Origin of the sequence: Bradyrhizobium sp. BLXBL-03, from assembly GCF_051853015.1 — a bacterium.
GTDB lineage: Bacteria > Pseudomonadota > Alphaproteobacteria > Rhizobiales > Xanthobacteraceae > Bradyrhizobium > Bradyrhizobium manausense.
The window spans coordinates 1,017,193-1,042,163 of record NZ_CP182470.1; the positions used below are offsets into that span (position 1 = coordinate 1,017,193).

At 64.1% G+C, this 24,971-nt stretch carries 24 protein-coding genes and 1 pseudogene; 14 read left to right on the forward strand and 11 right to left on the reverse strand.

What is annotated here, in order from left to right:
• Window positions 1-69 precede the first annotated feature (69 nt).
• From ACNJX9_RS04890 to ACNJX9_RS04905, 4 genes are all read left to right on the forward strand, one after another.
• A complete protein-coding gene (locus tag ACNJX9_RS04890; protein ID WP_439408005.1) occupies window positions 70-1,035 on the forward strand; it encodes an NAD(P)H-dependent flavin oxidoreductase in 966 nt (321 codons plus the stop codon).
• 124 nt (window positions 1,036-1,159) lie between these two features.
• Entirely contained in the window at window positions 1,160-1,408 is a 249-nt protein-coding gene (locus ACNJX9_RS04895) for a hypothetical protein (protein ID WP_057759616.1), read from the forward strand.
• Window positions 1,409-1,541: 133 nt separating this feature from the next.
• A complete protein-coding gene (locus tag ACNJX9_RS04900; protein ID WP_439408006.1) occupies window positions 1,542-2,327 on the forward strand; it encodes a hypothetical protein in 786 nt (261 codons plus the stop codon).
• 84 nt (window positions 2,328-2,411) lie between these two features.
• Complete coding sequence (locus ACNJX9_RS04905; RefSeq protein ID WP_439408007.1) at window positions 2,412-3,092, forward strand: hypothetical protein; 681 nt, start codon at window positions 2,412-2,414, stop codon at window positions 3,090-3,092.
• 86 nt (window positions 3,093-3,178) lie between these two features.
• Here ACNJX9_RS04905 and ACNJX9_RS04910 read toward each other — a convergent pair whose 3' ends face one another.
• Complete coding sequence (locus ACNJX9_RS04910; protein ID WP_439408008.1) at window positions 3,179-3,403, reverse strand: hypothetical protein; 225 nt, start codon at window positions 3,401-3,403, stop codon at window positions 3,179-3,181.
• A 235-nt stretch (window positions 3,404-3,638) separates the two neighbouring features.
• Here ACNJX9_RS04910 and ACNJX9_RS04915 point away from each other — a divergent pair, with 235 nt between their 5' ends.
• The gene (locus ACNJX9_RS04915) at window positions 3,639-3,929 is read left to right on the forward strand and encodes a hypothetical protein (protein WP_057759603.1); all 291 of its coding nucleotides are present in this window, start codon (window positions 3,639-3,641) and stop codon (window positions 3,927-3,929) included.
• Between the two features lie 127 nt (window positions 3,930-4,056).
• On the opposite strand, the gene ACNJX9_RS04920 is transcribed toward ACNJX9_RS04915, so the two are convergent.
• From ACNJX9_RS04920 to ACNJX9_RS04935, 4 genes are all read right to left on the reverse strand, one after another.
• Complete coding sequence (locus tag ACNJX9_RS04920; RefSeq protein ID WP_439408009.1) at window positions 4,057-5,976, reverse strand: sensor histidine kinase; 1,920 nt, start codon at window positions 5,974-5,976, stop codon at window positions 4,057-4,059.
• The gene (locus ACNJX9_RS04925) at window positions 5,973-6,644 is read right to left on the reverse strand and encodes a response regulator transcription factor (RefSeq protein WP_271603701.1); all 672 of its coding nucleotides are present in this window, start codon (window positions 6,642-6,644) and stop codon (window positions 5,973-5,975) included. The genes ACNJX9_RS04920 and ACNJX9_RS04925 overlap by 4 nt, the downstream gene beginning before the upstream one ends.
• Before the next feature lie 139 nt (window positions 6,645-6,783).
• Window positions 6,784-9,495 (reverse strand): DUF2235 domain-containing protein, encoded by a 2,712-nt coding sequence (locus ACNJX9_RS04930; RefSeq protein WP_439408010.1) that lies wholly within the window; start codon window positions 9,493-9,495, stop codon window positions 6,784-6,786.
• Window positions 9,496-9,762: 267 nt separating this feature from the next.
• Entirely contained in the window at window positions 9,763-9,996 is a 234-nt protein-coding gene (locus ACNJX9_RS04935; protein ID WP_057759589.1) for a hypothetical protein, read from the reverse strand.
• 108 nt (window positions 9,997-10,104) lie between these two features.
• Here ACNJX9_RS04935 and ACNJX9_RS04940 point away from each other — a divergent pair, with 108 nt between their 5' ends.
• On the forward strand, window positions 10,105-10,554 hold the full coding sequence (locus ACNJX9_RS04940; RefSeq protein WP_439408011.1) for a DUF6314 family protein: 450 nt from the start codon (window positions 10,105-10,107) through the stop codon (window positions 10,552-10,554).
• A gap of 311 nt (window positions 10,555-10,865) precedes the next feature.
• Here ACNJX9_RS04940 and ACNJX9_RS04945 read toward each other — a convergent pair.
• A pseudogene (locus ACNJX9_RS04945) lies at window positions 10,866-11,027 on the reverse strand ((2Fe-2S)-binding protein); the annotation flags it as partial.
• Window positions 11,024-11,860: a xanthine dehydrogenase gene (locus ACNJX9_RS04950; RefSeq protein ID WP_439408012.1), complete on the reverse strand. Its 837-nt coding sequence runs from the start codon at window positions 11,858-11,860 to the stop codon at window positions 11,024-11,026. The gene ACNJX9_RS04950 and the pseudogene ACNJX9_RS04945, both read right to left, overlap by 4 nt.
• A 317-nt stretch (window positions 11,861-12,177) precedes the next feature.
• Here ACNJX9_RS04950 and ACNJX9_RS04955 point away from each other — a divergent pair, with 317 nt between their 5' ends.
• Window positions 12,178-13,017, forward strand: coding sequence for an SDR family NAD(P)-dependent oxidoreductase (locus ACNJX9_RS04955; protein ID WP_439408013.1), 840 nt, complete (start codon window positions 12,178-12,180; stop codon window positions 13,015-13,017).
• Window positions 13,018-13,066: 49 nt separating this feature from the next.
• Here the strand turns inward: ACNJX9_RS04955 and ACNJX9_RS04960 are convergent, their stop codons facing one another.
• Complete coding sequence (locus ACNJX9_RS04960; RefSeq protein ID WP_439408014.1) at window positions 13,067-13,342, reverse strand: hypothetical protein; 276 nt, start codon at window positions 13,340-13,342, stop codon at window positions 13,067-13,069.
• 236 nt (window positions 13,343-13,578) lie between these two features.
• On the opposite strand from ACNJX9_RS04960, the gene modD reads away from it, so the two are divergent.
• Window positions 13,579-14,511 carry a ModD protein gene (modD, locus tag ACNJX9_RS04965; protein WP_439408015.1) on the forward strand — a complete coding sequence of 311 codons (933 nt, stop codon included), beginning with the start codon at window positions 13,579-13,581 and terminating at the stop codon, window positions 14,509-14,511.
• Between the two features lie 52 nt (window positions 14,512-14,563).
• On the opposite strand, the gene ACNJX9_RS04970 is transcribed toward modD, so the two are convergent.
• Window positions 14,564-14,746, reverse strand: a complete 183-nt coding sequence (locus tag ACNJX9_RS04970; protein WP_157083817.1) for a hypothetical protein — start codon at window positions 14,744-14,746, stop codon at window positions 14,564-14,566.
• A 300-nt stretch (window positions 14,747-15,046) separates the two neighbouring features.
• Between ACNJX9_RS04970 and ACNJX9_RS04975 the strand changes: the two genes are divergently transcribed.
• The 6 genes from ACNJX9_RS04975 to ACNJX9_RS05000 all read left to right on the forward strand — a co-directional run bounded on the left by ACNJX9_RS04975 (window position 15,047) and on the right by ACNJX9_RS05000 (window position 22,947).
• Complete coding sequence (locus tag ACNJX9_RS04975) at window positions 15,047-15,313, forward strand: hypothetical protein (protein WP_083514881.1); 267 nt, start codon at window positions 15,047-15,049, stop codon at window positions 15,311-15,313.
• 446 nt (window positions 15,314-15,759) lie between these two features.
• Entirely contained in the window at window positions 15,760-16,677 is a 918-nt protein-coding gene (gene rpoH, locus ACNJX9_RS04980) for an RNA polymerase sigma factor RpoH (RefSeq protein WP_439410010.1), read from the forward strand.
• 291 nt (window positions 16,678-16,968) lie between these two features.
• Window positions 16,969-17,283 carry a co-chaperone GroES gene (gene groES, locus ACNJX9_RS04985; protein WP_439408016.1) on the forward strand — a complete coding sequence of 105 codons (315 nt, stop codon included), beginning with the start codon at window positions 16,969-16,971 and terminating at the stop codon, window positions 17,281-17,283.
• 34 nt (window positions 17,284-17,317) lie between these two features.
• A complete protein-coding gene (gene groL / locus ACNJX9_RS04990) occupies window positions 17,318-18,940 on the forward strand; it encodes a chaperonin GroEL (RefSeq protein ID WP_439408017.1) in 1,623 nt (540 codons plus the stop codon).
• Between the two features lie 196 nt (window positions 18,941-19,136).
• The gene (locus ACNJX9_RS04995; protein WP_057759560.1) at window positions 19,137-19,469 is read left to right on the forward strand and encodes a hypothetical protein; all 333 of its coding nucleotides are present in this window, start codon (window positions 19,137-19,139) and stop codon (window positions 19,467-19,469) included.
• Between the two features lie 379 nt (window positions 19,470-19,848).
• Complete coding sequence (locus ACNJX9_RS05000) at window positions 19,849-22,947, forward strand: EAL domain-containing protein (protein ID WP_439408018.1); 3,099 nt, start codon at window positions 19,849-19,851, stop codon at window positions 22,945-22,947.
• A 98-nt stretch (window positions 22,948-23,045) separates the two neighbouring features.
• Here the strand turns inward: ACNJX9_RS05000 and ACNJX9_RS05005 are convergent, their stop codons facing one another.
• Window positions 23,046-23,993 (reverse strand): ABC transporter permease, encoded by a 948-nt coding sequence (locus ACNJX9_RS05005; RefSeq protein ID WP_439410011.1) that lies wholly within the window; start codon window positions 23,991-23,993, stop codon window positions 23,046-23,048.
• Window positions 23,993-24,940: an ABC transporter permease gene (locus tag ACNJX9_RS05010; protein WP_439410012.1), complete on the reverse strand. Its 948-nt coding sequence runs from the start codon at window positions 24,938-24,940 to the stop codon at window positions 23,993-23,995. Before ACNJX9_RS05010 ends, ACNJX9_RS05005 begins: the two co-directional genes overlap by 1 nt.
• Window positions 24,941-24,971 lie beyond the last annotated feature (31 nt).

The following is a 24,971-nucleotide window of genomic DNA, read 5'->3' on the forward strand; positions in this document are numbered from 1 at the left end:
GGCTTCTCGCGTGCCAATGTTGCCGGTGACGCTAGCACAGAGCATGCGGAATGGAACGAGGAGGCGAGAGTGACGTCCGATCGACTGAAAATTTTTCGCGATCGTCTCAGCCTTCCGCTGATCGCGGCGCCGATGTTCCTGGTGTCGGGCGTCGAGTTGACGGTCGCGGCTTGCCGGAGCGGCGTCATCGGCAGCTTCCCCACCGTGAATTGCCGCAGCACGGAACAGCTCGATCAATGGCTCACCGAGATCGCAACGCGGTTGCGGCACCACGAAGATCGGGCCGGCCGAAAGGCTGCGCCGCTCTGTCCGAACCTGATCGTGCATCGCTCCAACGCGCGGCTCGAGCAGGATCTCGCCGTGCTGCTCAAGCACAAGCCTGAGATCGTCATCACCTCGGTCGGCTCGCCCGCACCCGTGTTGAAGCCGCTGCAAGACGCAGGCAGCCTGGTGCTGGCCGACGTTGCTTCGATCCGCCACGCCGAGCGCGCAGCGGCCGCAGGCGCCGATGGGTTGGTGCTGCTGACGGCGGGCGCCGGCGGACAAACCGGCTGGCTCAATCCGTTCGCCTTCGTCCGCGCGGTGCGCGCGTTCTACGACGGCATTGTCGTGCTCGCCGGCGGCATCAGCGATGGCCGCGCGCTGCATGCGGCCGAAGTGCTCGGCTGCGATCTCGGCTACATGGGCACGAAATTCATCGCGACGCGCGAGAGCATGGCGGACGACCGCTACAAGCAGATGCTGGTCGAGAGCAGCGCCGACGACATCCTGCTCACCACCGCGTTCACTGGCTTGCAGACCAGCATGCTAAAGCCGTCGATCATCGCGGCCGGGCTCGACCCTAATGACCTGCCGGCGCGTGGCGCCATCGACATCGGCAAGGACATCGACGTCGGCGCGCGCGAGATCAGGCCGAAGCGCTGGCGCGATATCTGGAGCGGCGGGCACTCGACGTCTGGAGTCACTGACGTGATGGCGGTCGATGACCTCGTTGCGCGAACGGTCGCGGAGTACCGGGCCGCAAGGGAGCGTTAACGTCCCGCGCCGCCCGGCTCGGTTAATCCCGCATGGCTCCGCAGGTCCGCATTTAACGGCAGATTAACCATCGCCCGCCAAGAATCCCCCTCACGGCCGCCAATCAGGACGAGAGGGACAGGCGATGGATTTCGATATTCTCAACAGCAAGACATCAGCCACGCTGGACGAGATCCGCGTCCGCGTCGCCCGTGCGCTGGCCCGTCACCCGCTCTGCCGCAATGTCCGCTTCGACATCGTCCGCGTCCCCCGCACCCGCCGGGGCGGCAATTGGACGGTGACGCTGCAATCGGTCGAGCCGCGCGCGGTGTGGGAGGCCTCCGAGATCGTCGCCGACATTCAGGATGCCTACGATCTGGCCATAGCGGCTTGATTTCCTGGAGCTTTTTGGCTTTGTCGCCTGAGGCGAGCCGATTGTCGCCGCAAAGGCACACTCAAGCCTTAATTCGCGCCTTTTTGCCGGGCATCTCTAACAACATCGTGAAGCGGTCCTTCCGGAGAGACGTTTGTCCAGAGCCATCACCATCACCGTGCTGACCTGCATCCTTGTCCTCGGTGCCGCCACCACTGCCATCCTCGGCCGCGATAGCGTGCCCAGTGTCAGTGCCGAAATGATCACCCAGGCTCCGCCGAAGCCGCTTGCTGCCAACCGCGCTGCCAAGGCGGACCGGCTGGTTCCAACTCTGGCGCTGGCCTCGGCCGCCATCGACCCGGTCCAGGTTCCTGCCGACAGGCTGTCGCAGGCGCCGGTGCTGACCGAGCCGCTGCGTCAGGCCTTTGCCGCAGCCGCGCCGTCCGATTTCCCGATGCCGAAAGCCGTTGAGACCAAGGCTGTTGAAACCAAGGCTGTTGAAACCAAGGCCCTTGAGACCAAGTCTGGCGAGACGAGGGTTGCGTCCTTGGAGTCGCCGGCTCCCGCAGAAACCACCGCCGCGCTCGAAGCATCGGCAAAGCCGAAGCCGATCGCGAAGCCGCAGCCGCAAAAGACCTACTCCCTGCTCTCCGACGTCCAGATCGCCGGCATCCGGGATCGCCTGAAACTGTCCTCGTCGCAGGAATATTACTGGCCCTCGGTCGAGACCGCGTTGCGCAACGTCGTCAAGAAGATCTCGGCGAACAAGCTCTCCAATCCCAACGGGCCCAACGTGCAGATCGATCCGAATTGCGATGAGGTCCAGCAGCTGAAGTCTGCCGCGATGCCGCTGCTGTTCCAGCTGCGTGATGATCAGAAGGAAGAAGTGCGCAAGCTCGCCCGCATCATCGGGCTGGAGAAGGTCGCGCAGCAGATCTAACCTCGTTCCCTCCCAGGGAACTGCGTCTTTCAGGAACATCCGGCAATCCCAACGCGTTGCTCGCTCCAAACAGGGAGTGGGCCAATGCGCGCCTCGACAGCTTATTTCGTCGGTGCCGGATCGATCGTTGCTGCCATTGCTATTGGCCTCGGCGGCGGCATCGTTGCCGGCAACATCATGAATCCAATCGCGCCCAAGCACGGGCCCGACACCAGCAAGGTGGCACAGCGCACTGAGGCCAACGCGCCAGCCATGACGAAGGCGCCGTCGGAGCGCGTGCAGTACCTCACGGGTTCGCAGGTATTCGGTACGATGGTCGTCCCGCCGGCGCAGGCCGAAGCCAAGCCGGACGCGAAGCCCGAAGCGCCGGCCAACGAGGCCAAAGCTGAACCGCCGGTGCCGCCGCGTGCGCAGACCGCAGCGGCCGAGCCGCCCAAGCCCGCGCCTTCACCGTCTCCGCAAGGGACAAAGCCCGCCGAGCAGCAGGCCTCGACGGAGCCGGCATCCTCGCCCGAGAATGCCTATGCCAAGGCCAGGGATTCCGACGTCAAGCGCGCCGCATCCGAGCGTCGCCGGGCGGAACGGCGGGAGCGCTGGGCCGAGCGTCGTCGCTATGAACAACGCGATGCGCGTGGCATGCGCGACCAGACCAATTGGGATGATGTCGCGCGCAGCGTCCGCGAGGATTCCGAGGCGCGTGATTTTGCCGGTCGGCCACGCAGCGGCTTCCCGCAGATCCGGCTGTTCGGGGATGATGACGACTAGGATGTGATGTCGCGCACCCGAATGTGCGCGGCATGCGATGCTTCCCCTCAGCATTGAGACGGCGGCTGTAAGCCGCCGCCTATATGTCAGCCGCCGTGCGACTCCACCACCTTGCGGCAGCCGTCTGAAAGCTTTGTCTTGTTGTCGCGCAGGCAGGCATTCATCTCCGGGGGCTTGCCAATGTGCTCCGCGCAGAACTTGCTGGCGTCGCCGCGGCAGGCCATCTGCTCCTGCGGCGTGGGGCCAGATTGCGCCGCGGCTGGCAGGACAGCTTCGGCGAGCAGCAGCGCGGCAAGAATTGAAGTCTTCATAAAGCACCTCTTTGCAATTGCGGTGGTCCCGCTGGGGATCAAGCGGGGCGGACCATCTCGCGGAGATCCATGGCGGGTCCATGCCATGTTCATGGCATCGGCTCGCAGGCTTGCCTGCCGCACCCCCATCTTCATGGCATGTCTTGGTGGTCAGTCTTTTGCCATTGAGGGTGCACGTCGGCCGCATGATCAGGTGATTGCACCAGGGCGCCGAACGGGAAGCAGGAGAACAACAATGTCGAAAAGAGTGGGAGCGCTGAGCGCCGGGTTGACGGTGATGATGCTGGCGGGTGCGGCGACGGTTTCGCTGGGCACGAGCCCGGCGCAGGCGGTGGTCTACTGCAAGACGGTCGGCGTGCCCAAGGGCTGCGTGGTGCGACCGGATGCGGCGGTGGTGGTTGCACCGGGAGCGCCGGTCGCGGCTGCAGCCGTGGTGACACCCGGCGTGGGCGCGCCGGGTGTCGGTGTTCGCGCCGGCACGCCGATGAATCGTGGCGGCCCGGTCAATCGCGTCGGCGTGCGGTGATGACTTCGTTGGATTGAGTTGATCGCTTTCGGGCCAAGGGCTGCGAACGAACCCCCGTCCTTCGCAATCCTACATCCCGGCCCGGTCCCTCTCCCCGCACGTCCCCTGCGCCCGGGGAGGGGGCTTTTCAGCCGCCGGCCGCATCATTGTCGGGAAAGATCTGCGGCAATTGCAGCCGTACGCGTGTGCCCGATCCATCCGAGCTCAGCTCGAGCACCGCACCGCAACGTCTCGCGCGGCTTCTCATGTTGTGCACGCCACGCGCGGTCTGGCCCGCACCCGCAGCTTCGCCGTCGTCGCCAAGCATAAAGCCGCGGCCATCGTCCGCGACGCTGATGACGCCATATGGTCCCTGGCCGTCGTTGCGCGTCTCCACCGTCACGGTGATGTGGCGCGCGGCCGCATGCTTGACCGCGTTGGTCACGGCCTCGTCCAGGATGCGCACGACCTGGATGACGTGCCAGGGCCGCAGCTCGGGGTGCAGCGGCAGGCCCTGCGGCGTTGCCACGCGCCAATGAAGCGCGATCTCATGCGGCCGCAGCTGCATGACCGCGCGCTCGCGCCAGGAACCGAGCGCGAGCATGAGGTCCCCGCCGATGTCGTCCATGGAATCGACGACCAGGCGCAGATCCCTCAGCGCGGCGCGCGCAGCGTCCGTGATGGTCGCCCCCTCTTGCCCGCGCTCGGAGAGCGCGACGATGCTGATGAGCTGGCCGCCGAGGCCGTCATGCAAGTCGCGCATCAGCCGGGTGCGCTCGTTGGCCAGCGCCGCGGCCCGGGCGCGCGCCTCCTCGCGGGCAAAGCTCGCTTTCAGCCGTTCCTCGGCCTCGCGCACGCGGGCGACGAGCTGGCCGGCAAAGCTGTCGACCTGGTTCAGCGCCCGGGCGAAGCGCCAGGTCAGGCCGGCGCCGATCGCGATCAGCAGCGCCGAATAGGACAGTCGCGAGACGAAGGTGCGTTCGTTGGGCAGGATCTCGAACACCGACAGCATGTCGTGGGCCCAGCAGGTCAGCACGATGGTCGCCGCGCAGCCAAGCGCGAAGCTGACGACGTCCTGTCGTCGCAGCACGGCATAGGCCGCGATGCCGGCCATCAGGACCAGACACAATCCAACCGTGGGGATGCCCAGAAGCATGAAGAGAATGCGCGGCAGTGGCGGACCAGCGATGAGGCCGCCCGCGATCACGATGAGCCCAGGCACGAACAGCAGCACGCCATGACGCGGCCAGTGCCAGCCGAGGAACAGCACGGCTGACGCCACGATCAGTGCGCTCTCGATCGGCGCGGAGGAGAGCAGCACTGCGACAAGTCTGGACGAGGCGGCCGGTGGCACCGGCGGCGTGATGAAGGCTTGCACGACGCCGAGCACCATTGCCGCCGCGAGCACGCCATAGACAGGCTCGTGACGCCGCATCAGCCACATGATGGCGAGGATGACGGCGAGGATCGATTGCCAGGCGGAGAATACCACGGGCAGCGTGACGAACAGCAGCGTGCGGGTCTCGTAGGCCGGCCGCAAGGCGGCGTCCGGGCCGACATAGACCGTGTCGAGGAAGCCGCGCAGCGGTCCCCACACGAACAGCCGCACGGTGATCTCATTGCTGCCTTCGTGCAGCAGCGAAGCTGGGATCACCGCGATCTCCGGCGTATTGCGGTCGGGCCGGTTGGCCGTGGGATCGCGCCGGGAGTCCAGGATCGCGACGCCGTTGATCGCGACCTCCACGCCGTTGCTGAAGCGTGGCAGGAAGACCGACCAGGTCGTGTCAGCGCCATCGGCCTTGAACACGAAGCTGCCCGAATAAAGCGGCGGCTCGGCGAGCGAATAGCGCGACGCGGTGAATTCAGGCAGCGTCACGGGCCGTGTCGTGCCGGCCTCGCGCAGTGAGAATTCGCTCACGGCAAAAGCATCGGGGTCGCGCGGCTGCAGCAGCCGCAGCCCGAGGAGGGTGGCGATCACGATCAGTATCTGGAGCAGCAGATAGGGCACAATGCGCGCGGGCCGCAGCCCGTGCCTGATGATCACCGCCTTCGCAGCGACCTCGCTCACAGCTTGATCAGGCCCTGCTGCACGGCCTCGAACACAGCTTCGCTGCGCGTGTGCACCTCGAGCTTGCGATAGATGCTCTTGATGTGGCCGGGGACGGTCTGCCTGGACAGACCGAGGTGGCTTGCGATTTCGGCGTAGCTGAATCCCTTGGCGATGCCCCAGAGGATGTCGATCTCGCGCGGCGTCAGCTTTGCGGTGTTGAGCACCGGCCCCGGCGCCGGCTCGGCCGAATTCTGCGTTCGTCGCACGATGAAGCGCGCGATCGAGGCCGAGATCGGCGAATGTCCGGCGACCAGGTCGCGCACGGTTGTCGCGATGTCGGTCGGGAAGGCGTCCTTGAGCAGATAGCCGGTGGCGCCGACGGTGATGGCGGAGATCACGCTTTCCTCGTCGCCCAGCGCCGAGATCACCATGATCTCGGTGTTGGGAAAGCGCTGCCTGGTCTCGCGGATCAGCTCGACGCCATGGCCGTCGGGCAGCCGCAGATCGGTCAGCAGCACGCGGGGCGCGCCGGCGGCAAGCGCGCTGCGGGCTTCGCCGAGCGTGCCGGCGGTGCGCACCTCGTAGCCAGCCTTGGTCAGGGCGTCCTGAAGGCGCCAGCAGGTCGGTGCGTCGTCTTCGACGAGGAGGATGGTGATGGCCTCACCGGTCTCGTCCTGGTCCGTCATGATCAAGGTCCCGGCCGCGTGTCCCCCGCGGCGTGTGCGGCCAGTCTAGCGGCGGCAGGATGGGCGCGACACCCATAATCATGGGGGCGGAGCAATGCGTCGAGAGCCCAACGGCTTCGTTTGCCCAACTCGCCCGCCGCTACTTGCTTGCCAGCGGCGAGGCGGTCTTCGCAGCCGGCAGCGCAGGGGCGGGCAGACGCTGCACCGAGATTTTCGCCGTACCGGTGTTGTTGCGATAAAACAGGTCCGGTGGGCCCTGGATCGCCATGAGCCACGGCGGCACCATCGATGCCGGCAGGAGCTGCGGAAAGACCTGCACCGCATCGTTGACATAGAAGAACAGCTCGCCGGAGTCGGGGGCGATGAACTCGGCGACGATGCGGTCGGTCAGCCCTTCGTTCCGCCAGACCTGCCCTGCATCCGCGAGCATGTCCTGCGGGATCGGCTCGAAATTGCCGAGCGTTTTCAGCTCGTCCTTGAACCGCTCGATATCGTCGAGGCTGACAGGATATTGATCCCGTCCTGCAACATCGTCTTCCGCAGGAAGCGTCGGCTTGGTCCGCCGCGGCAATGCGTCGGCCGGGATCACGTTGATTGCCTGCAAGGGAAGCTCAATCACTCCTTTCGTCCCGATGCGAACCACAGGCTGGAACCAGTCTGCCGCATACAGACGCAGCTCGGGCAAAGCGATGGTATGACGCAGCCCATGCGTCCGGAAGCCATTCGCTCCGCTCAAGGTGGTGCGGTCGAACCAGGGCTCCTTGACATCGATGAAGACGCGATATTTGCGGCCTTTCTCGACCGCGAGCCCGCTCCACCAGCAGAACGTCCTGGTATCGAACAGCGCGATCGCATCGGTCGGGTCGTCACGCACCGGCGCGCCGATCTGAGGTGATCCGGCAGCATCCTGGCTTGCGGTGCAGACCTTTCCGAGCGCGACGCGGCCGGTAAACAGGCTGTTCGACAGGATCAGAGCCGTCGAGCCGAAGATCGTGAGCAGGAAGATGGCCGGCACGAGGCCCTTGGTGATGACGAGGCCTGCCGGTCCGGCATTGGTCCGCATCCAATGGCCGAACCTCAACAGCGGGCCCGGCTTGTCGATATGGCTCAGGCTCGCCTTGCGGCGGGGCGTATTCCAGGCGAGGCGCGCGCGTTCCTGGATGGTGTCACGCAGCTCCGAATTCTTGTTCCAGATCCACCAGGCCAGGGCGCCCACGATCGACGTCATGAACGGATAATAGATCGCAATGTCGAGCCAGGGTGCCGCATAGGACGGCATCACGGCCCTGACGAGATTGGCGAACGGAGCCACCACGGCTCCCAGCACCCAGTCGATGTTCGCGATGAGGGAGATCCCCTCATGGCCCACCGGTTGTTTGGACCATTGCACCAGCGGATAAGAGATCCACGGCCAGGCGGCGATCACGCCGACCATGAACAGCAGCGCGAAATAGGCGACGCGCCGCCACCATACGGTGTCGCGCGTGAGCGAGGCCATTTCGGCGTCGGGCATGCTCATCGCGGTGAACGCCTCGGCTTCCTTCTGCCGTCGCGATCCCCTGGCCTTCGCCAGATAGGCGGCTTTCATCGCCTCGCGCGTCCCCTCGTCGGTGAGGTCGAGCTTGGTGCCATCGGGCATCAGCACCCTCGCGTCGGCGGGAAGCATGATCGGCGCATAGTCGTCGCAGCCGTGCAGCATGCGCTCGACCACGGCGAAATGCACCACAGGCGTGCCGCCGTTGGCCTTGCCCGCCAGGACCGGACGCGGGCCATAGCGATACAGCACCGCCGCGCCGCTGCGGGAATCATGCATTGGCCCGATCGCCGATTGATAGTCCCTGAAATGCTCGACGGTGCCCTTCTGGAAGCGAAGCTGGTTGCCGAGTTGGTCGACCATCCAGACCAGCGGAACGAAGGACAATGTGCAGTCCGGATAGCCGCCGCCGATGTCGGAATGGACGCCGGCGAACCATACCTCCTTGACCGTCTGATCGGCCGCGAGATGAGACTGGTCGATCCGCAGCGGATGGAAGGTGGTGCGCTCGTCGTCGAGCGCCAGGGCGTGACAGATGTGCTTTGCCTTGTGTGAAGGCCGGTGGTTGCGGAACGAGATCGGCCAGATCGCCCAGTCGATCGCAACGCGCAGCTCCTCGATCGGGACGCCGAAGGCCTCGACCGTGTCGAACAGTCCAAGGAAGTCGATATTGACGTCCTTGCGGCCGTTCATCGCCGCGCGGACTTTGGTGTAGGAGCGGTGTCCGCAGATCAAATGATAGAAGTACAGGACGATGTCCCGGATCAGGCGCGCGATCCACATCGTCGGCAGGCTTTGCTTCCAGGGCACCGTCTCGCGGCGGTATTCGCGCCAGGCGGACATGGCGTTGCGCTCCATCTCGGCATGCGAGACGGGTTCGTCGCCGATCACCGCCGGCACCAGACCCTGGCTTGCGATCAGGGCCGCCAGCGTGCGCGCGGTGAAGGCGCCGCGGCTGAAGCCGAAGATGTAGATCTCGTCGCCCGGCCGCCAGTTCCAGCACAGGAAACGATAGAGCTTGCGAACGTTGGCCGGAACGCCGATGCCGGTGGCGCCATCGAGCGCCGCAAGTGGTGCCCAGCCGGCGGTGCCGACACCCTTGATGTAATAGGCGATCTGGTCGGGCTGGGTGTGGTCGAGCGCTTCATAGAGCCGCCAGACGCTGGACTCCTGGGTCGTGAAGGCGTTGCCGGTGCCATCGGCGAACAGCACCAGCTTGCGCGGCGCCCGCGCGTCCGATGCAGTCGTACTCCGATCAGCCTGCGGATGGTCCGGTGCCGCAGGACTGCCGTGCGGCATTCCATCATGGTGGGTCATGGGCCGCTCCGAAATTCCGTTCGGGGACGCCTCAAGTCCTGACAGGGCGGCATCCTCTGAATTCAATCGATAGACGCACTATGAAATATTGGATGTACTTTGCCTGTTAACGCGCTGAGGTAGCAATAAGGATGGCGCTGTTTCGCTCGGGCCGTCTATGAACCAGGCCACAGTCGGCGAAAGAAATGCCCGGGCAAGCTCCTGGATCTCGTCGGGTCAGTGGGCGGCTGAGAAAGCGATGCGGGCCGTGCATTTCGGCGAACGCCTCTACAACGTCTCTACCTTCGGCGGCGGATAGCGCCGTGCCAGCATCGACAGCGGCAGGCGCCGCTCGTCCATCGGCAACTCCAGCCAGGCCAGCACTTGCTCCCGCTTCCAGTCACCCACGCCAAAATCCATGGCGACCCATTTCTGCGGCTCCGGCCCTTCGAGCCCGCGCACCCAGACGAAATAGCGAGGCAGGTCGTCGGCATCCGCTTCTGTCGGGGGTCTCCTGGCCATCACTTGCTCGCTGCATCGACACGCGTCCGCCTTAGGATATAGGTACTGGTCGGGAGAAGTCGAACGCGTCGCCGGTAGGCTAGGGGTCCGAGAGATAGGAACGGAACTATGACCGACGGTTGGGGTGATGCCTCCGAGGTGATGAAGCGGCTGATCGGCTGCTGGTCGTTCAACAGGCTCATCGCGGGGCAGGGGAGCATGCAGGGTCTTGCGACCTTCACGCCATTGGACCCGGACGGCCTCGCCTATCGCGAACAGGGACGGTTGAAGCTCCTGACCGGCACAGAACTCGAGGCCGAGCGCGAATACGTCTTCCGCGAGCACCGCCGCGGATTCGACGTCTTCTTCAAGGAGAGCCCGTCGCGGCTCTTCCACGCGATCGAACTCGCTGGCTCTGATGACGCCGTCTTGACCGGAAGCGCCGACCATCTGTGTCATTTCGATCGTTATCAGTCGACCTACACCTTTCGCCCCGAAGGCAGCTTCGCCATTCGCCACGTCGTGTCGGGTCCGCGCAAGGACTACATCATGATCACGACTTATACGCGGGCGGCGTGAGGCCCGCTGTCGCCTCGCGACATCGGCAGGCAGTTCACGCGCAATGCGCCGGAAGAATTGCGCGGGCTTGCAGGTCCGAAGCTGCTGTCGATCATGCGCGAACAGTTTGCGGCGACGCCCGGAGCGGGGCCGCCCTCCTTGCGCTGACGGGTGATCTCCGTCGTTCGGTCGCAGGCATCACAAAGAAGGGACAGGCGGTCTTGCGAAAGGCTCTGGCAGCAAGCGAAGTTCGTCGGTTAGATCGCGCCGGGTGAGGACGACGCCGGTAGAGAGTTCGGGTGTTTCGTGCATCGCATGTCGCGAGGCGGCAACTCATCGATGATACGTCTTACCGATTGCGAGCATCGTCCGCACCTGACGGTGCATCCCAGGCAGTCGTAGACCTGAGCGGGCGAAAACAGTGCGTCGTCCGTCGCGACGACCGCGTCCCTGATGTCGTGATCGCTGATGATGTTGCAGGAACAGACGATCATGCCGGATTCCGCTGCGTGACGCGTCGTGTGGCGTGGAGCCTGACGGCGGCGATGGTGGCGTTGGCGATGGCGCGTCCGCGGTCGTCCGTTCCGGTCCACTGGGCATCGCGGCCGCGCGGATCGATCTCGAGCAACTTGACGCCGGCCGGCACATCGCTGCCGTCGCGGACGATGCCGCGCAAGATACCGTCGCGCGGCGCGAGCAGCGGAGCACCGGAGAGATGGCCGAGCACGAGACCGCGGTAGACGCGGGTGCCGATCTCGATCGGCGTGTGCCAGCGTCCCGCGAATTGCGAATAGACGAAGCGTTCCGCGCCGACGTCGCCCAGCGAGCTCGCTACACCATCGGCCGCATCGGTCCAGCGCGTGTCGGTCACGAGCCCGATCTTGCCCGGTCTTGTCTCCACTGCGAGGTCGCAATTGAAGTTGGTCGAGAAGCCTGGGCCGAGCCCGATGGTCAGGCGGGCGAGCCGCCTGAGGTCGGGCGTGATCCGGCGCTTCTGCAGGCGCGCGTCGATCAGCAGGTCGATGTGACGTACCGGCAGCAGATCGAGCAGGCCGAGCCAGGTGACCATGACCTGCGCCGGCCGGCGTAGCGCCTGATAGACCTGTACGCCGCTGTCGACGCGCTCGGCGACGACGTCCTCGACCTGCATGGTGTCGATGAAGAGGGCGTCATGAAACGCCATCTTGCGCCGGATCACCGGCGGGTCGGGATCGTGGGACAGCACAACGCAATATCCGGCGCGCACGAGTCGGATGGCGACTGCAGATGCGATCTCGTTGGTGCCGAGGATAACGGCGAAGAGCTGGTGGTCATTCGGCTGGAGCATCTGAAACCGCGTTTGCAGGGAAGGTGCAGCGAGGCACATCGAGCTTGCAACGGAAGGAGCAAGAGCCGGGCCATTTAGAACGCTTGAAAACCGCCCCTCAACTGCCGGCCAACATTGACAAAGGAGAAGAACGCAGCGACCGCGCCGCTTGGTCCGAAAGCGCACGCGCGCATGTTGCAAATCCTGCAGCGTGTCGCGAAGCCGACACAAGGCAGCGAAAACCTCAGCGATTGGGTGGCCGCCGGTGGCCCAATTCCTGCAAACTTCCCCGCGTCGTCATTGTACTTGCGTCCCGTCGGGCGCAGTGAGGAGCTTCCGTGACGCTTGATCTGCTGGATCGCAATGCTGCGTCGGCTGGCCCGCCGGCATCCGACGTCGCGCTGTGTCCGTTCCACGGTGACAAGTCGCGCGCGCAAGCTGGCGAGCGGAAGACGCTGGTGCTGACCGGTGCGTCCCGGGGCATCGGCCACGCGACGGGAAAGCTGTTCTCCGAGGCCGGCTGGCGGATCGTCACCTGTTCCCGCCAGCCCTTCGACGGTGGTCTGTGTCCATGGGATTCGGGGGCGGACAACCATGTGCAGGTCGAGTTGAGCGACCATCGCGCGCTGCCGCGCGCGGTGGCCGAGATCAAGGAGCGGCTCAACGGTGCCCCGTTACATGCGTTGATCAACAATGCCGGCATCTCGCCCAAGGCCGCCGATGGCACGCGATTGAATTCGCTGACGACGCCGGTCGAAACCTGGATGAGCGTGTTCCACGTCAACCTGCTTGCGCCGGTGCTGTTCGCGCAGGGCCTGCTCGACGAGCTGAAGCGCGACGGCGGCGCGATCGTCAACGTCACCTCGATCGTGGGCTCCCGGGTGCATCCGTTCGCCGGCACCGCCTATGCGACCTCTAAGGCCGCGCTCGCCTGCCTCACCCGCGAAATGGCCCACGACTACGCGCCGTTCGGTATTCGCGTCAACGCGATCGCCCCCGGAGAGATCAAGACGGACATCCTGTCGCCGGAGACCGAAGCCAGGCTGGCGCCCATCATACCGCTGCATCGTGTCGGTACGCCGGACGAGGTCGCGAAAGTGATCTTCTTCCTGTGCTCGGATGCGGCGAGCTATGTCACGGGTGCGGAAGTACCGATCAACGGCGGGCAGCACGTGTGATCGCCATTCGGATCGGTCGCAAAAAGAAGCTTGTTCGATTTGCGCTGGATCAAGGCGGAAATCTCGTTTTTATGCCCGCCGCGCATTGCGATGGTAAAATCCGCGAAACGGCTGAGAAAGCGGGCAAGTGCGACGGAATCTTTTTGCAGCAATGCTGACAAGTTGAGCGCGACTCGTGTCCGGTCTTCTGCTTGAAGATGGCGGCGATCTCCTTCGCGGCATCGACAAAGTTGGCGGCCACGGCGACGTTGGTCTGTGCAGCCTGCGCCTCGGCGCATGCGAGTAGCAAGCCCGTGGCGACGGCGATCTTGCGAAACGGTCTCATGATGAACTCCAGCGGACGGTGGCCGCCCCCGCGCGAGCCCGATTGCCGCGAGGCGCCGGCCGTTACGGGCTCAGCAATCGGCGTGCCGGACAGGGCAGGCGGAGTCTGGTGCGCGCCTTGCAGAATTGATCGTCAAAAGCGCAACTTCCTGTCCCTTGCGGCGGAAGCGCCGACGATCCGTGTCGGGTTTGCGACAAAGTCGTCGGCAAGCCGACGCCAATGAAAGGAAGCGGGCCATGGCAACCGTTGCATCGCGTGCCGAGCTCGAGCGTCTGCTGGAAGATGATGTGCCTTACGGCGACCTTACCACCGAGGCGCTTGGCATCGGTGCGATCGATGGCGTCATGCGGTTTGTCGCGCGCGCATCGATGGTCCTGGCGCTCGTCGAGGATGCCGCCGCGATCATCGCGCTCGCCGGCTGCGAGGTTGAGCTGTTCGCTTCATCCGGCGCGACGCTGGAGCAGGGTGCGCCGATCCTCGAGGCACGCGGGCCGGCCGCCGGCCTGCTGCGGAGCTGGAAGGTCGCGCAGACCCTGATCGAAATCTGGTCGGGTGTCGCCAGCGAGACCCGCGCCATCGTCGACGCGGCGAGGGCGGTGGCGCCGCAGATTCCGGTCGCTTGCACCCGCAAGAACGTGCCGGGTACCAAGCGCTTTGCCGTCGCGGCGGTTAAGGCCGGCGGCGCCGTGATGCATCGGCTCGGCCTGTCCGAGACCGTGCTGGTGTTTCCCGAGCACCGCGCGTTTCTCGGCGAGCTGCCGCTGTTTCAGGCGGTCGAACGATTACGCCGGGCCGCGCCAGAGAAGAAACTCGTGATCGAGGTGAAGACGGCCGATGCGGCCCTTGCCGCCGCGGTCGCCGGTTTCGACGTGATCCAGGCGGAGAGGTTTTCGCCAGCCGAGGTCGCCGCGTTGGTCAAACGCATGGCGTCGATGGCCTATACACGCGAACGCCCCATCATCGCTGCTGCCGGCGGCGTCAATGCAGCCAACGCTGCAGCCTATGCAGAGGCCGGCAGCGATGTCCTGGTGACGTCAGCGCCGTATCTGGCCAAGCCAAAGGACGTGCAGGTATGGATCGCTGCCACGGATGGAAGGCGACGCTCGCCCTTGTCGAATTTCGGTCGGACGGAGCGGCAGGCGTTCGACGACGATGTAGTGGAAGCCTGACTCCCGCCACCACTGAGAAAGCACATCCGGCGCGGCGTGCGCGGCCCCGACATCAAGCCCGGCTGGACCCACGCGAGCTCAAGATTGGTGATGACGTCGGCACATGCCGTAGTTCGATCTCCGTGCCGGGATCCTGCCTGGTGCTGTGTTCGAGATAGAGTTGGCCGGCAACCAAGATGAGACCCGCGAAGAACAGCACCAGAGCAGCCGTCACGAGGTCGCGATAATCGTCCATCGCCAATCTACCAGGCCCGCGGAGTGCAGCGCGATCCGCACCGCACACTTCGAATTAGAACACACTGGCCAGGTTTCAAGAGGCTCCTCGAGAGGGACGCTGGAGCAGAGCGATATTGACCTGCTGATCCGGGAGATGCTCCGCCAGAACGCCGGCAAGATCGACAGGTCTCATCGACGGGTTACTTGAACTCGCACCTTACAGTTCTAATTCAGTGAATAGCCGAACCGAGGTTCGGCGAAGTGGACCATGACAAGGAGACAAGTGCGCAGTTGCGCGTAGTAAATTGAGGGAAACGACATGAGAAAGCTTGCTCTTGCAGTCGTCGCGGCGGCAACGCTCCTCATCGGATCGGTTGCGCCGGCTTCGGCCCATTGGCGTCATCATGGCTGGGGCGGTCCGGGTATCGGTCCCGGGCTTGCTCTCGGACTGTTCGCTGGAACACTGGCGGCCGCCACCGCACCACCGGTCTATTATGGGCCGGTCTACGGCCCGCCTTACTACTACGGGCGCCCGTATCGGGCCGTCCGCTACTATCCGCCGGTTGATCCGTACTGGTACTGGTGATGAAAGGAAGGCCTGGTTCTTGCCGGGCCTTTGTCAAAAACGCCGCAATACCCCCTGACATCAAGGATCGGTTGCTTCGGCAACAAGTGCAGCCCTCCAGATTTGGCTGCTGCATCGCCCGCTCTCTGGAGTAAGCCCCGTGCGTCGCAAACGTCCCGGCCTCGTCGGGCCGCGACAGTTTGGCTTCCGACGAATTGGCGAGCTGATACGAGGAACAACCCGTTGGGTTCGCGGTTCTTTGGGCGCCGCCGGCCTGCGCGTCCTTGGGCGCCTCAGGGCCCAGCTGAGCCAGGCGACACGGCGGCTCGTACCATTTTGCTCCATGGAGGATTTGGATATGAAAGCTACCCGTAACGTCGTTTGGCAGTCGATCGGTCTCACTCACGTCGGTGGGGTCTCGTGGCCGCATATTCCCTCTGCCCGCTCGCCAGAGCTCGAGGGCGGCGATGGTTTCTGAAGGAGGGCAAGTCATGTCAATCAAGTCAGCCCTTCCTGCCATCCATTCGGAAGCCGGGTTGTCCCGGTACCTGCAGGAGATCCGCAGCTTCCCGCTGCTCGATGCATCCGAAGAAGTGATGTATGCGAGGCGTCTTCGGGATTCCGGGGATCGCGAAGCTGCTTACCGTCTGGTGACGAGCCATCTCCGATTGGCCGCGAAGATCGCGCTGAAATATCGGCGCTATGGATTGCCCATCACCGACCTCATCTCGGAAGCCAACGTCGGACTGATGCTGGCCGTCAAGCGGTTCGACCCCGAGAAGGGATTTCGCCTCGCGACCTATGCCGCTTGGTGGATCAAGGCGTCCGTGCAGGAATTCGTCCTGAGATCGTGGTCACTCGTTAAGCTAGGCACAACTGCAGCGCAAAAAAAGCTGTTCTTCAACCTTCGAAAGTTGAAGCGACGCCTTGGTGCGCCTGAGGATGGCGAGCTCTCGCCGGAGCAGGCGAAGCAGATCTCCGAGCATCTTCAGGTCAAGGAAGCCGACGTCGTCGAGATGAACCGGCGGATCCGCGGCGACTTGACGCTGAACGTTCAACTCAGCGACGAAGAAGGCCAGCAATGGCAGGACAGGTTGGTCGATTCATCCCCTGATCCTGAAACCCTGCTGATGGAGACCGGAGACCGTGAACGGCGGAAGGCCGCGCTCTCGGAGGCGCTGAGTGCGCTTTCTCCGCGAGAACGCACCATCGTCGAAGCCCGCTACATGGCGGAGGAGCAAAGCACGCTCGACGATCTTGCTCATGTCTTCGGGATTTCTCGCGAGCGTATCCGCCAGATCGAGCAGCGCGCCTTGAAGCGCATCAAGACGATGCTGTCCGCACACCTTCCGGATCTTGAGGCTGCTTCAGCGAGCGCATCCTAGAAGCAGTCCACAAACGGCGCTGGCCGGCTGCTGATCGCTGGATCAGCAGCCGGGCCGAGAAAACATCTCGGTTTGATGGTCTCAATTTTCAACGTGCGGCGAGCAATTCCGGATGCCCGGGGGGAGCCTCCGGTGCGAGCCGCGCGCGACAGCGACGCGCCGGCCTGCACCGCAAAAAATTTTCTTCCCTCCTCTTGAAAGTGGTTCCCCCGCTCCTACGTGCTTTTCCGCCCGGGGGCCGTTACGGACCCGGATTTTGGACATCGCTGAACCTACCCAAGGAGGATGTGCATGCATTTCCGTCCCTTGCACGATCGCGTGCTCGTGCGACGTCTCGACGCCGAAGAGAAAACCGCCGGCGGTATCATCATTCCGGACACAGCAAAGGAGAAGCCGCAGCAGGGCGAGATTGTCGCCGCTGGCCCCGGCGCGCGCAACGAACAGGGCCAGCTCGTTCAACTCGACGTCAAGCCCGGTGACCATGTCCTGTTCGCAAAGTGGTCTGGCACAGAGGTCAAGATCGACGGCGAGGAATTCCTGATCATGAAGGAAAGCGACCTTCTGGGCGTCGTCGACAAGGCAGGCGCCGTCAAGAAGGCCGCATAGCGCGCCGACAGTCATAGAGAAAGGAGAGATCAAGATGGCTGCCAAGGACGTGAAGTTCGCAACCGAGGCCCGAGAGCGCATGCTGCGGGGCGTCGACACACTGGCAAACGCGGTGAAGGTCACACTCGGTCCGAAGGGGCGCAACGTCGTCATCGAGAAATCGTTCGGTGCGCCGCGCATCACCAAAGATGGCGTGACCGTCGCCAAGGAGATCGAACTGGAGGACAAGTTCGAGAACATGGGCGCGCAGATGGTGCGCGAGGTCGCGTCGAAGACGAATGATCTTGCGGGCGACGGCACCACGACGGCAACTGTGCTCGCCCAGGCCATCTTCAGGGAAGGCAGCAAATCCGTCGCCGCCGGTATGAATCCGATGGACCTGAAGCGTGGCATTGACCTCGCTGTCGACGCTGTCGTCTCCGACCTGAAATCACACGCCAAGAAAATCACCTCCAACGACGAAATCGCCCAGGTGGGCACGATCTCGGCCAATGGTGATACCGAGATTGGCCGCTTCCTGGCCGACGCCATGAACAAGGTCGGCAACGAGGGCGTGATTACCGTCGAGGAGGCCAAGAGCCTGCATACCGAGCTCGAAGTGGTCGAGGGTATGCAGTTCGATCGCGGCTACATCTCGCCATACTTCGTCACCAACACCGAGAAGATGCGCGTCGAGCTCGAGGATCCCTACGTCCTGATCCATGAGAAGAAGCTGTCGGGCTTGCAGACCATGCTGCCGCTGCTGGAGCAGGTCGTTCAGTCCGGTCAGCCGCTCCTGATCATCGCGGAAGACATCGAAGGTGAAGCGCTTGCGACATTGGTCGTCAACAGACTGCGCGGCGGACTGAAGGTCGCGGCCGTCAAGGCGCCGGGCTTCGGCGATCGCCGCAAGGCCATGCTGGAGGACATTGCGATCCTGACCGGCGGCAATGTCATCAGCGAGGACCTCGGCATCAAGCTGGAAAAAGTGACAGTGAAGATGCTCGGGCGCGCCAAGAAGGTGGTCATTGACAAGGACAATACCACCATCGTCGGCGGTGCGGGCGCCAAGAAGGATATCGAGGCGCGCGCCCAGCAAATCAGGCTCCAGATCGAGGAAACGACCTCCGACTATGATCGTGAAAAGCTGCAAGAGCGCCTCGCCAAGCTTGCCGGAGGCGTCGCGGTCATCCGCGTGGGCGGAGCGACGGAGGTCGAAGTCAAGGAGCGCAAGGACCGCGTCGACGATGCCATGCATGCGACGCGCGCGGCGGTGGAGGAAGGCATTCTCCCCGGAGGCGGGGTCGCCCTTCTGCGTTCGCTGAAAGCGCTCGAGGCCATCAAGACCGCGAACGCGGACCAGAAGGCCGGCATCGACATCGTTCGACGCGCCATCCAGGTGCCGGCTCGGCAGATCGTGCAGAACGCCGGCGAGGATGGCTCACTGATTGTCGGCAAGCTTCTGGAGCACCAGAGCTACAACTGGGGCTTCAACGCGGCGACCGGCGAGTACGAGGACCTCGTGAAAGCCGGTGTGATCGATCCCGCCAAGGTCGTCCGCACCGCGTTGCAGGACGCCGCGTCGGTCGCATCGCTGCTGATCACGACCGAGGCGCTCGTGGCCGAGAAGCCGAAGAAAGCTGAACCGGCTCCGGCAGCTCCCGTCATGGACTTCTGAACAACAGAGCCCGGCCGATCAAGGCCGGGCTCTCCCAACGAGAGGAGAAAGGATCACTTCTGAAAAGGAGTCTGCCATGAACAAGTCTATTCGTCGTCGGCTCAGGATGAGACAGGACGCGATCCACTGGTTCATGTTCTACCTGAGCTTGGTCACCCTTGCCTGGATCTGTTTTCGAACGATTGGAGGAGTATAGATGCTGAGCCATCACCATACGTTCTCCGCCCGGACGGAGACCAACCGCAATCTGCGGCGAGGCCTGCTCGCTCTGCTCATGGGCAGCGCAATATCCCTGACGGCCTTCGGTGCTTACGGCGTTGAAAGCCCGCGGGGAGCCGAGGCTACACCGGGCGCCTTCACTGGACTGCCACTGCCGCCAATCCGCTATCTCGACACGATGCCGTGGCTGAAGTGGCAGCCCGCGCCAGCAACGATGAAGATCGACACCTTGCTGCCGCCGGCCTCCGCGCCCTCCGGCATTTGGCCGCAGACGGCGCCCCATTCCGCGGGACCTGCGGCAACGAGCTGAACGTCAGAGAGCGGCCCGCGAGGGCCGCCCTCTTGGCAATGCCATGAAGAGCGAGCGACCATCATACCGGGACCGGAATTCGGCGAGGCATTCCGCGCGCGGTAGCTCCGATGCAGCCTCAAGCACAGCACTCGAGCTTGGCATCCACGACTTCCTCATTCGAGGCAGTCAGAAGGTGATCGGTCACTACCAGCGCCTGCTCTCAACTGCGACGAGGGAGACGCACTGCTGTGCTGCGGACCTCCCTGCGATTAACATATGTTAGTCCTGAGCCTGTCCTTTGATGCGCAAGCGGCGATCCGTTAAGGCCTGAAACACCACCTGCATTTACGGGTCCTTCGTCTCTCTCCCCTAGCCTCGGGCCGGGCAGGACGATCTGATGGGCTTCTTCGCGCGCTTACGTGCTTCTTTCGCTATAGGCGACACGACCAATCCTCTCGGCAGTTCCGTGCTTGTCGAGCAGTTCCGCGTGCTCCGCGAGCAGGTGCCGGTTCTCTATGCCGTGCTCTTGGTCAACAGTGTCAGTGTGGGCCTGGTCCTTCCGAACACCGTGTCCATCTGGCTGCGATTTGCCTTGCCGGCCGTTCTCCTGGCAGCCTGCCTGGTTCGGGTGGCCCAGTGGTTCCGGTTGAGGAACGCCGACCTGACCGCCGCCGAATCGTACCGAGAACTCGCAAGAGTTCGCCTCGCCGCGGTGGTGCTCAGCGCTGGCTTCGTGACCTGGATCCTGGCGCTGTTCATGACGGTCGAGCCCGGCCTGCGCGCATCGGTTGCTCTGCTCCTCTTCATGGGTTGCGTCGGGATCGCCTACTGTCTTGGCAGTTTCCCGCCGGCGTCTCGTCTGGTGATGTTGATTGCCGGCGCACCGATCGCGACGCTTCTGCTGCTCTCCGGCGATGCTGTCCTGGTCTCGGTCGGGATCAATCTGCTGGCGCTGCTCACTTTGCTCGCCAGGATGATCAACACCAATTTCCGCTCCTTCGTTAAGCTGGTCGAGACCCACGGACGACTGTCTGCGGAGGGAGATCGCGCGCGGGCCGCAGAGCAGACTGCAACCGCGTTCGCGGAGCGCTTCGACAGGGCGCTCAACAACATGTCCCAAGGCCTCTGCTTCTTTGACGATGATCAGCGCTTGATCGTCTGCAACAGGCAGTATCTCGAGGTCTACGATCTGGATCCGAAGCTGGTCCGGCCCGGCATGAAGCTGAACGACATCGTCGATCTCCGCTATTCGGTCGGCAGCGCGCCGAAGATGGCGAAAGAGGACTATCTCGTCTGGCGCAACAGCGCTCCGATCATCGCCGAGAGCTCGGATACGACCGTCGAATTGAGCAACGGCCGGATGGTGCGGATCCGGCATCGCCCGATGGAGGGAAAGGGCTGGGTCGCGACCCACGAGGACATCACCGAGCGTCATCGCACCGAGAGGGCTCTTACGGAAGCCAAGGCCGCGGCCGAGCAGGCCGAAGCAGCTGCCCGCGCCGCTCACACCCACCTGACCGAGGCCCTCGATGTGGTCCCCGAAGGGCTTGCTGTTTTCGACAAGGACGATCGTCTGGTTCTCTGGAATCGTCGATATGCCGACCTCTACGCGGCAAGCCGCGAAGCACTTGCCGTCGGGTCTCCTTTCGAGACCATTCTTCGCACCGGCCTGGCGGCGGGACAGTACCCGGAGGCCGTGGGGCGGGAAGAGCAGTGGCTTGCCGACCGCCTGGCCCGCCACGCATTGCCGCACTACTCGCATGAGCAGCATCTGGTCGGTGACCGCTGGGTCCGGGTCGAGGAAAGGCGAACCAGTGACGGAGGCAGCATCGGAGTGCGGATCGACATCACTGACCTGAAGCGCCGGGAGGCATCCTTCCGCCTCCTTTTCGAGGAAAATCCTCTTCCCATGTGGGTGGCTGAGGCGACCACGGGGCGCCTGCTGGCTGTGAACGGCGCGATGTGCCGGCACTACGGCTATTCTCGCCAGGACCTCCTGGTGATGTACGAGCATGACTTGGAATCTCATGATCAAGAGCATGGCAAGCGGGATTGCGAGCTGCACAAGACGGCCGACGGAGAAGCGATTCAGGTCGTGATCGATTCCAGGCCGCTGCTGTATGATGGGCAACCGGCTCATGTCAGTGTGGCCTTCGACGTGACCGAAAGAAATCGAGCACAGCAGCGGATTAGCTATCTGGCATGTCATGACGCCCTCACCGAGCTGCCCAACAGGGCTGCCTTGGACGAGCAGCTCGGCACCGCTATCGAGCGCGCGGAGATCACCGACGGCGCCTTCGCCGTGCTTTGCATCGACCTCGATCATTTCAAGGAGATCAACGACCGTTTCGGTCACGCCGTCGGCGACGCCGTCCTGCGCGAAGCTTCAAGACGGCTGCAGGAGGCCGCGCAAGGGGCCTACGTGGCGCGCGTCGGCGGTGACGAATTCATCGGGATCGCCGATCAGTTGCCGCTGCCAGCGACCGCCGAGCTGCTCGCCACGCGCATGCGGGAACAGTTCGAGCAACCGATCGAGGTCGAGGACCGTGCCCTCAAAATCGACCTTTGTGTCGGCGTCGCCCTGTATCCGAGAGATGCGGACAATGCCGTCGCGCTGTTGGCAAACGCGGATGCAGCGCTTTATCGGGCCAAGCACGAGGGCAGGGGTGCCATTCGCCTGTTCACCAGCGCCATGGACCAGCAACTGCGCAACCGCCGCGCGCTGGAGCACGATCTGCGAGGCGCCGTTGAGCGGGGAGAGCTGTACCTGGAGTATCAGCCGCAGCAGGACCGCGACGGCGCGCTGCTGGGCTACGAGGCGCTGGTTCGCTGGCGGCATCCGGTGCGCGGCGTCATTCCGCCTGGAGACTTCATTCCGATCGCCGAACAGAGTGGCGCGATCGCGCAAATTGACGACTGGGTCCTGACGGAGGCTTGCCTGGAAGCGGCTTCCTGGGATCAGCCGCTACGGGTCGCGGTCAACGTCTCGGCCGCTCAGTTCCGCCGCGAAAACCTCGATCGGCAGGTCCGCCAGGCGCTGCGGCAGAGCGGCCTTTCGGCGGCTCGCCTGGAGCTGGAAATCACCGAAGGCGTCCTGATCGAAGATGTTCCTCGAGCCAAGCGAACGATGGAGGCGCTCAAGGCACTCGGTGTCCTGATCGCGCTGGACGATTTCGGCACAGGATATTCTTCGCTGTCCTATCTCGAAGCGTTTCCGCTGGACCGGATCAAGATCGACAGGTCCTTCGTCGCCTCGCTCGGCCAGAGCGAGCGTTCGCTCGCGATCGTGCGGGCTGTGATCGGTCTTGCCCATGGGCTCGGAGTTCCGGTTCTGGCGGAAGGAATCGAGACGAGCGCTCAGATGGCCCTCCTGGTCCAGGAAGGCTGCGACGAGATGCAGGGATATCTCATTGGCCGGCCGCGGAGCCTCCTACCGACGAAGCGAATGAGGGATGCTTCAAGTCAAGCGCATCGTCGCGCAGCCGCTGCCGAGTGAAGGTCGTTTGCTGCCTGGCTCGCGAGAATCGGTCGTGAATCAAGGGGCCAACGCAGCTTCGCAGGACGAGGTCGGGACCTTTCCGATCGTGCCTGACCCTAGTCCCGCTTTTTCTCTCCACCGGCGGCCGAGATGACGGCGACGATGACGAAGCCGGTCACCAGGAGCCGGACGCCGGCGCTGACTCCAAAAGTGTTCAACATGGTCAGGAGCAGGACGAGGAAGAGCGCCGCGCCCCAAAGCCCCGCGACATTGGCTTTGCCGCCGGCAACCGAGGTGCCTCCGATCACGACCACCGCGACAGAGGCGAGCAGATATTCATTGCCGATATCGACGTTCGCGCCCCGGAAATAGCCGGCCAGCAATGCCCCGTCGAGACCGCCAAGCGTGCCCGACAGCGCGTAGGTGGCAAAGCGCACCCAGCCGACCCGGATTCCCGCAAGCCTTGCCGCCCGAATGTTCTGGCCGATCGCCAGCACCGATCGTCCATAAACGGTGCGCTGCAAAGCAATGCCGGCGGCGACGGTGAAGACCGCCGTGAGAATGGCGAGCAAGGGAATGCCGAGGATCTGGATGTTGGTGAAATCGGCAAAGCCCGGCGGTGGCTTGATTTGCAGACCGCGCCCGTAGCTGATGTCTATCGATTGGATAATGAAGCTCGCCGAAAGCGTCGCGATGATTGGTGGGATGCTTAGCGCGCGGATCAGGAGATAGTTGACGATGCCGATGGCAAGCCCGCAGCCGAGTGCGGCGGCGAGGCCGATGGCGACCAGGCGGTCATCGCCGGCCATCACGGTCATGGCCACCGCGCTGGAAAGCCCGATATTGGCCGGCAACGACAGATCGACGTTGCCGGGGCCGAGCGTGATGACGAACATCTGCCCGATGCCGACCACCACGGTGAACACCGCAAGCGACAGCGCGGCGATAAGCATGCCGCCGGCGCCATAGCCGCGAGTGAAGATAATCGCCGCGATCCACACCAGGGCCGCGCCGAGATAGGACCACATCCAGGGACTCGCGAACAGCCAACGCCGCGCCGCCATCATTGTTCGACCTCCCTGCGGCTGATCAACGCGCGCGCGGCGAGCACCACGATCAGGATGGCCCCGTTGGCGGCGACCTGCCAGTCCGGCGGAAGATGCATGAAGGTGAGAAGCGGGGAAGCCGCCAGCGCCAGCGTCAGCGCGCCGATCACGGCACCGATCGGGGAGACACGTCCGCCGACGAATTCGCCGCCGCCCAGGATGACGCCCGCGATCGAGAGCAGGGTGTAGCCGTTGCCGATGTTGGCGTCGCCGGACGTCGTGATGCCGATCAACGAGAGCCCCGACAGCACGCCGAACAGGCCGGCGCACGCGTATAGCACGATCTTGGCCTTCAGCAGCGACCAGCCGGCGCGACCGATCGCGGTGGCGTTGCCACCGGAACCGCGCAGGATAGCTCCATAGGATGTTCGCATCAGGCCGAAATAGGTGACCGCAGCGATGATCAGCGCGGCCAGCACCGGAAACGGAACCAGGGGCGGCTTGATACTCATCGACGCCAAAAGCCAGTCCGGCGCCCGACCGCCGGGTTTAGGCAGCAGAAGCACGGCGAGGCCCTGCCAGACGAAGTTCATGCCGAGAGTCACCACGATCGAAGGCAGGTTGCGCCAATGAATCAGCGCACCGAGCGCCGCATATACGCCGACGCAGCCGAGCAGCGTGAGGATTCCCAAGATAGGGGTGTCGCGCAGCCAGGTCGCCGTGACGCAGCCGACGAAACCCACGAAAGCGCCGATCGAGAGGTCGAGGTCGTTGCCGGTAATGATGAACATCTGCGCGACCGTCGCCAGCGCGATCGGGATCGCCAGATTGAGCATGAGAGTGAAGCCGAAATAGCTGATCGCGCGCTGGTTCAGCCAGGCGATGGCAAGCAGCACCAGCGCCAGCGACAGGGCCGGCAGCAACGCGCGCAGCAGCCGCGGTGAATCCGTCTTGCCGAACGGCATGAATGCTGGCCGCGCCGCGACACTCGACTTG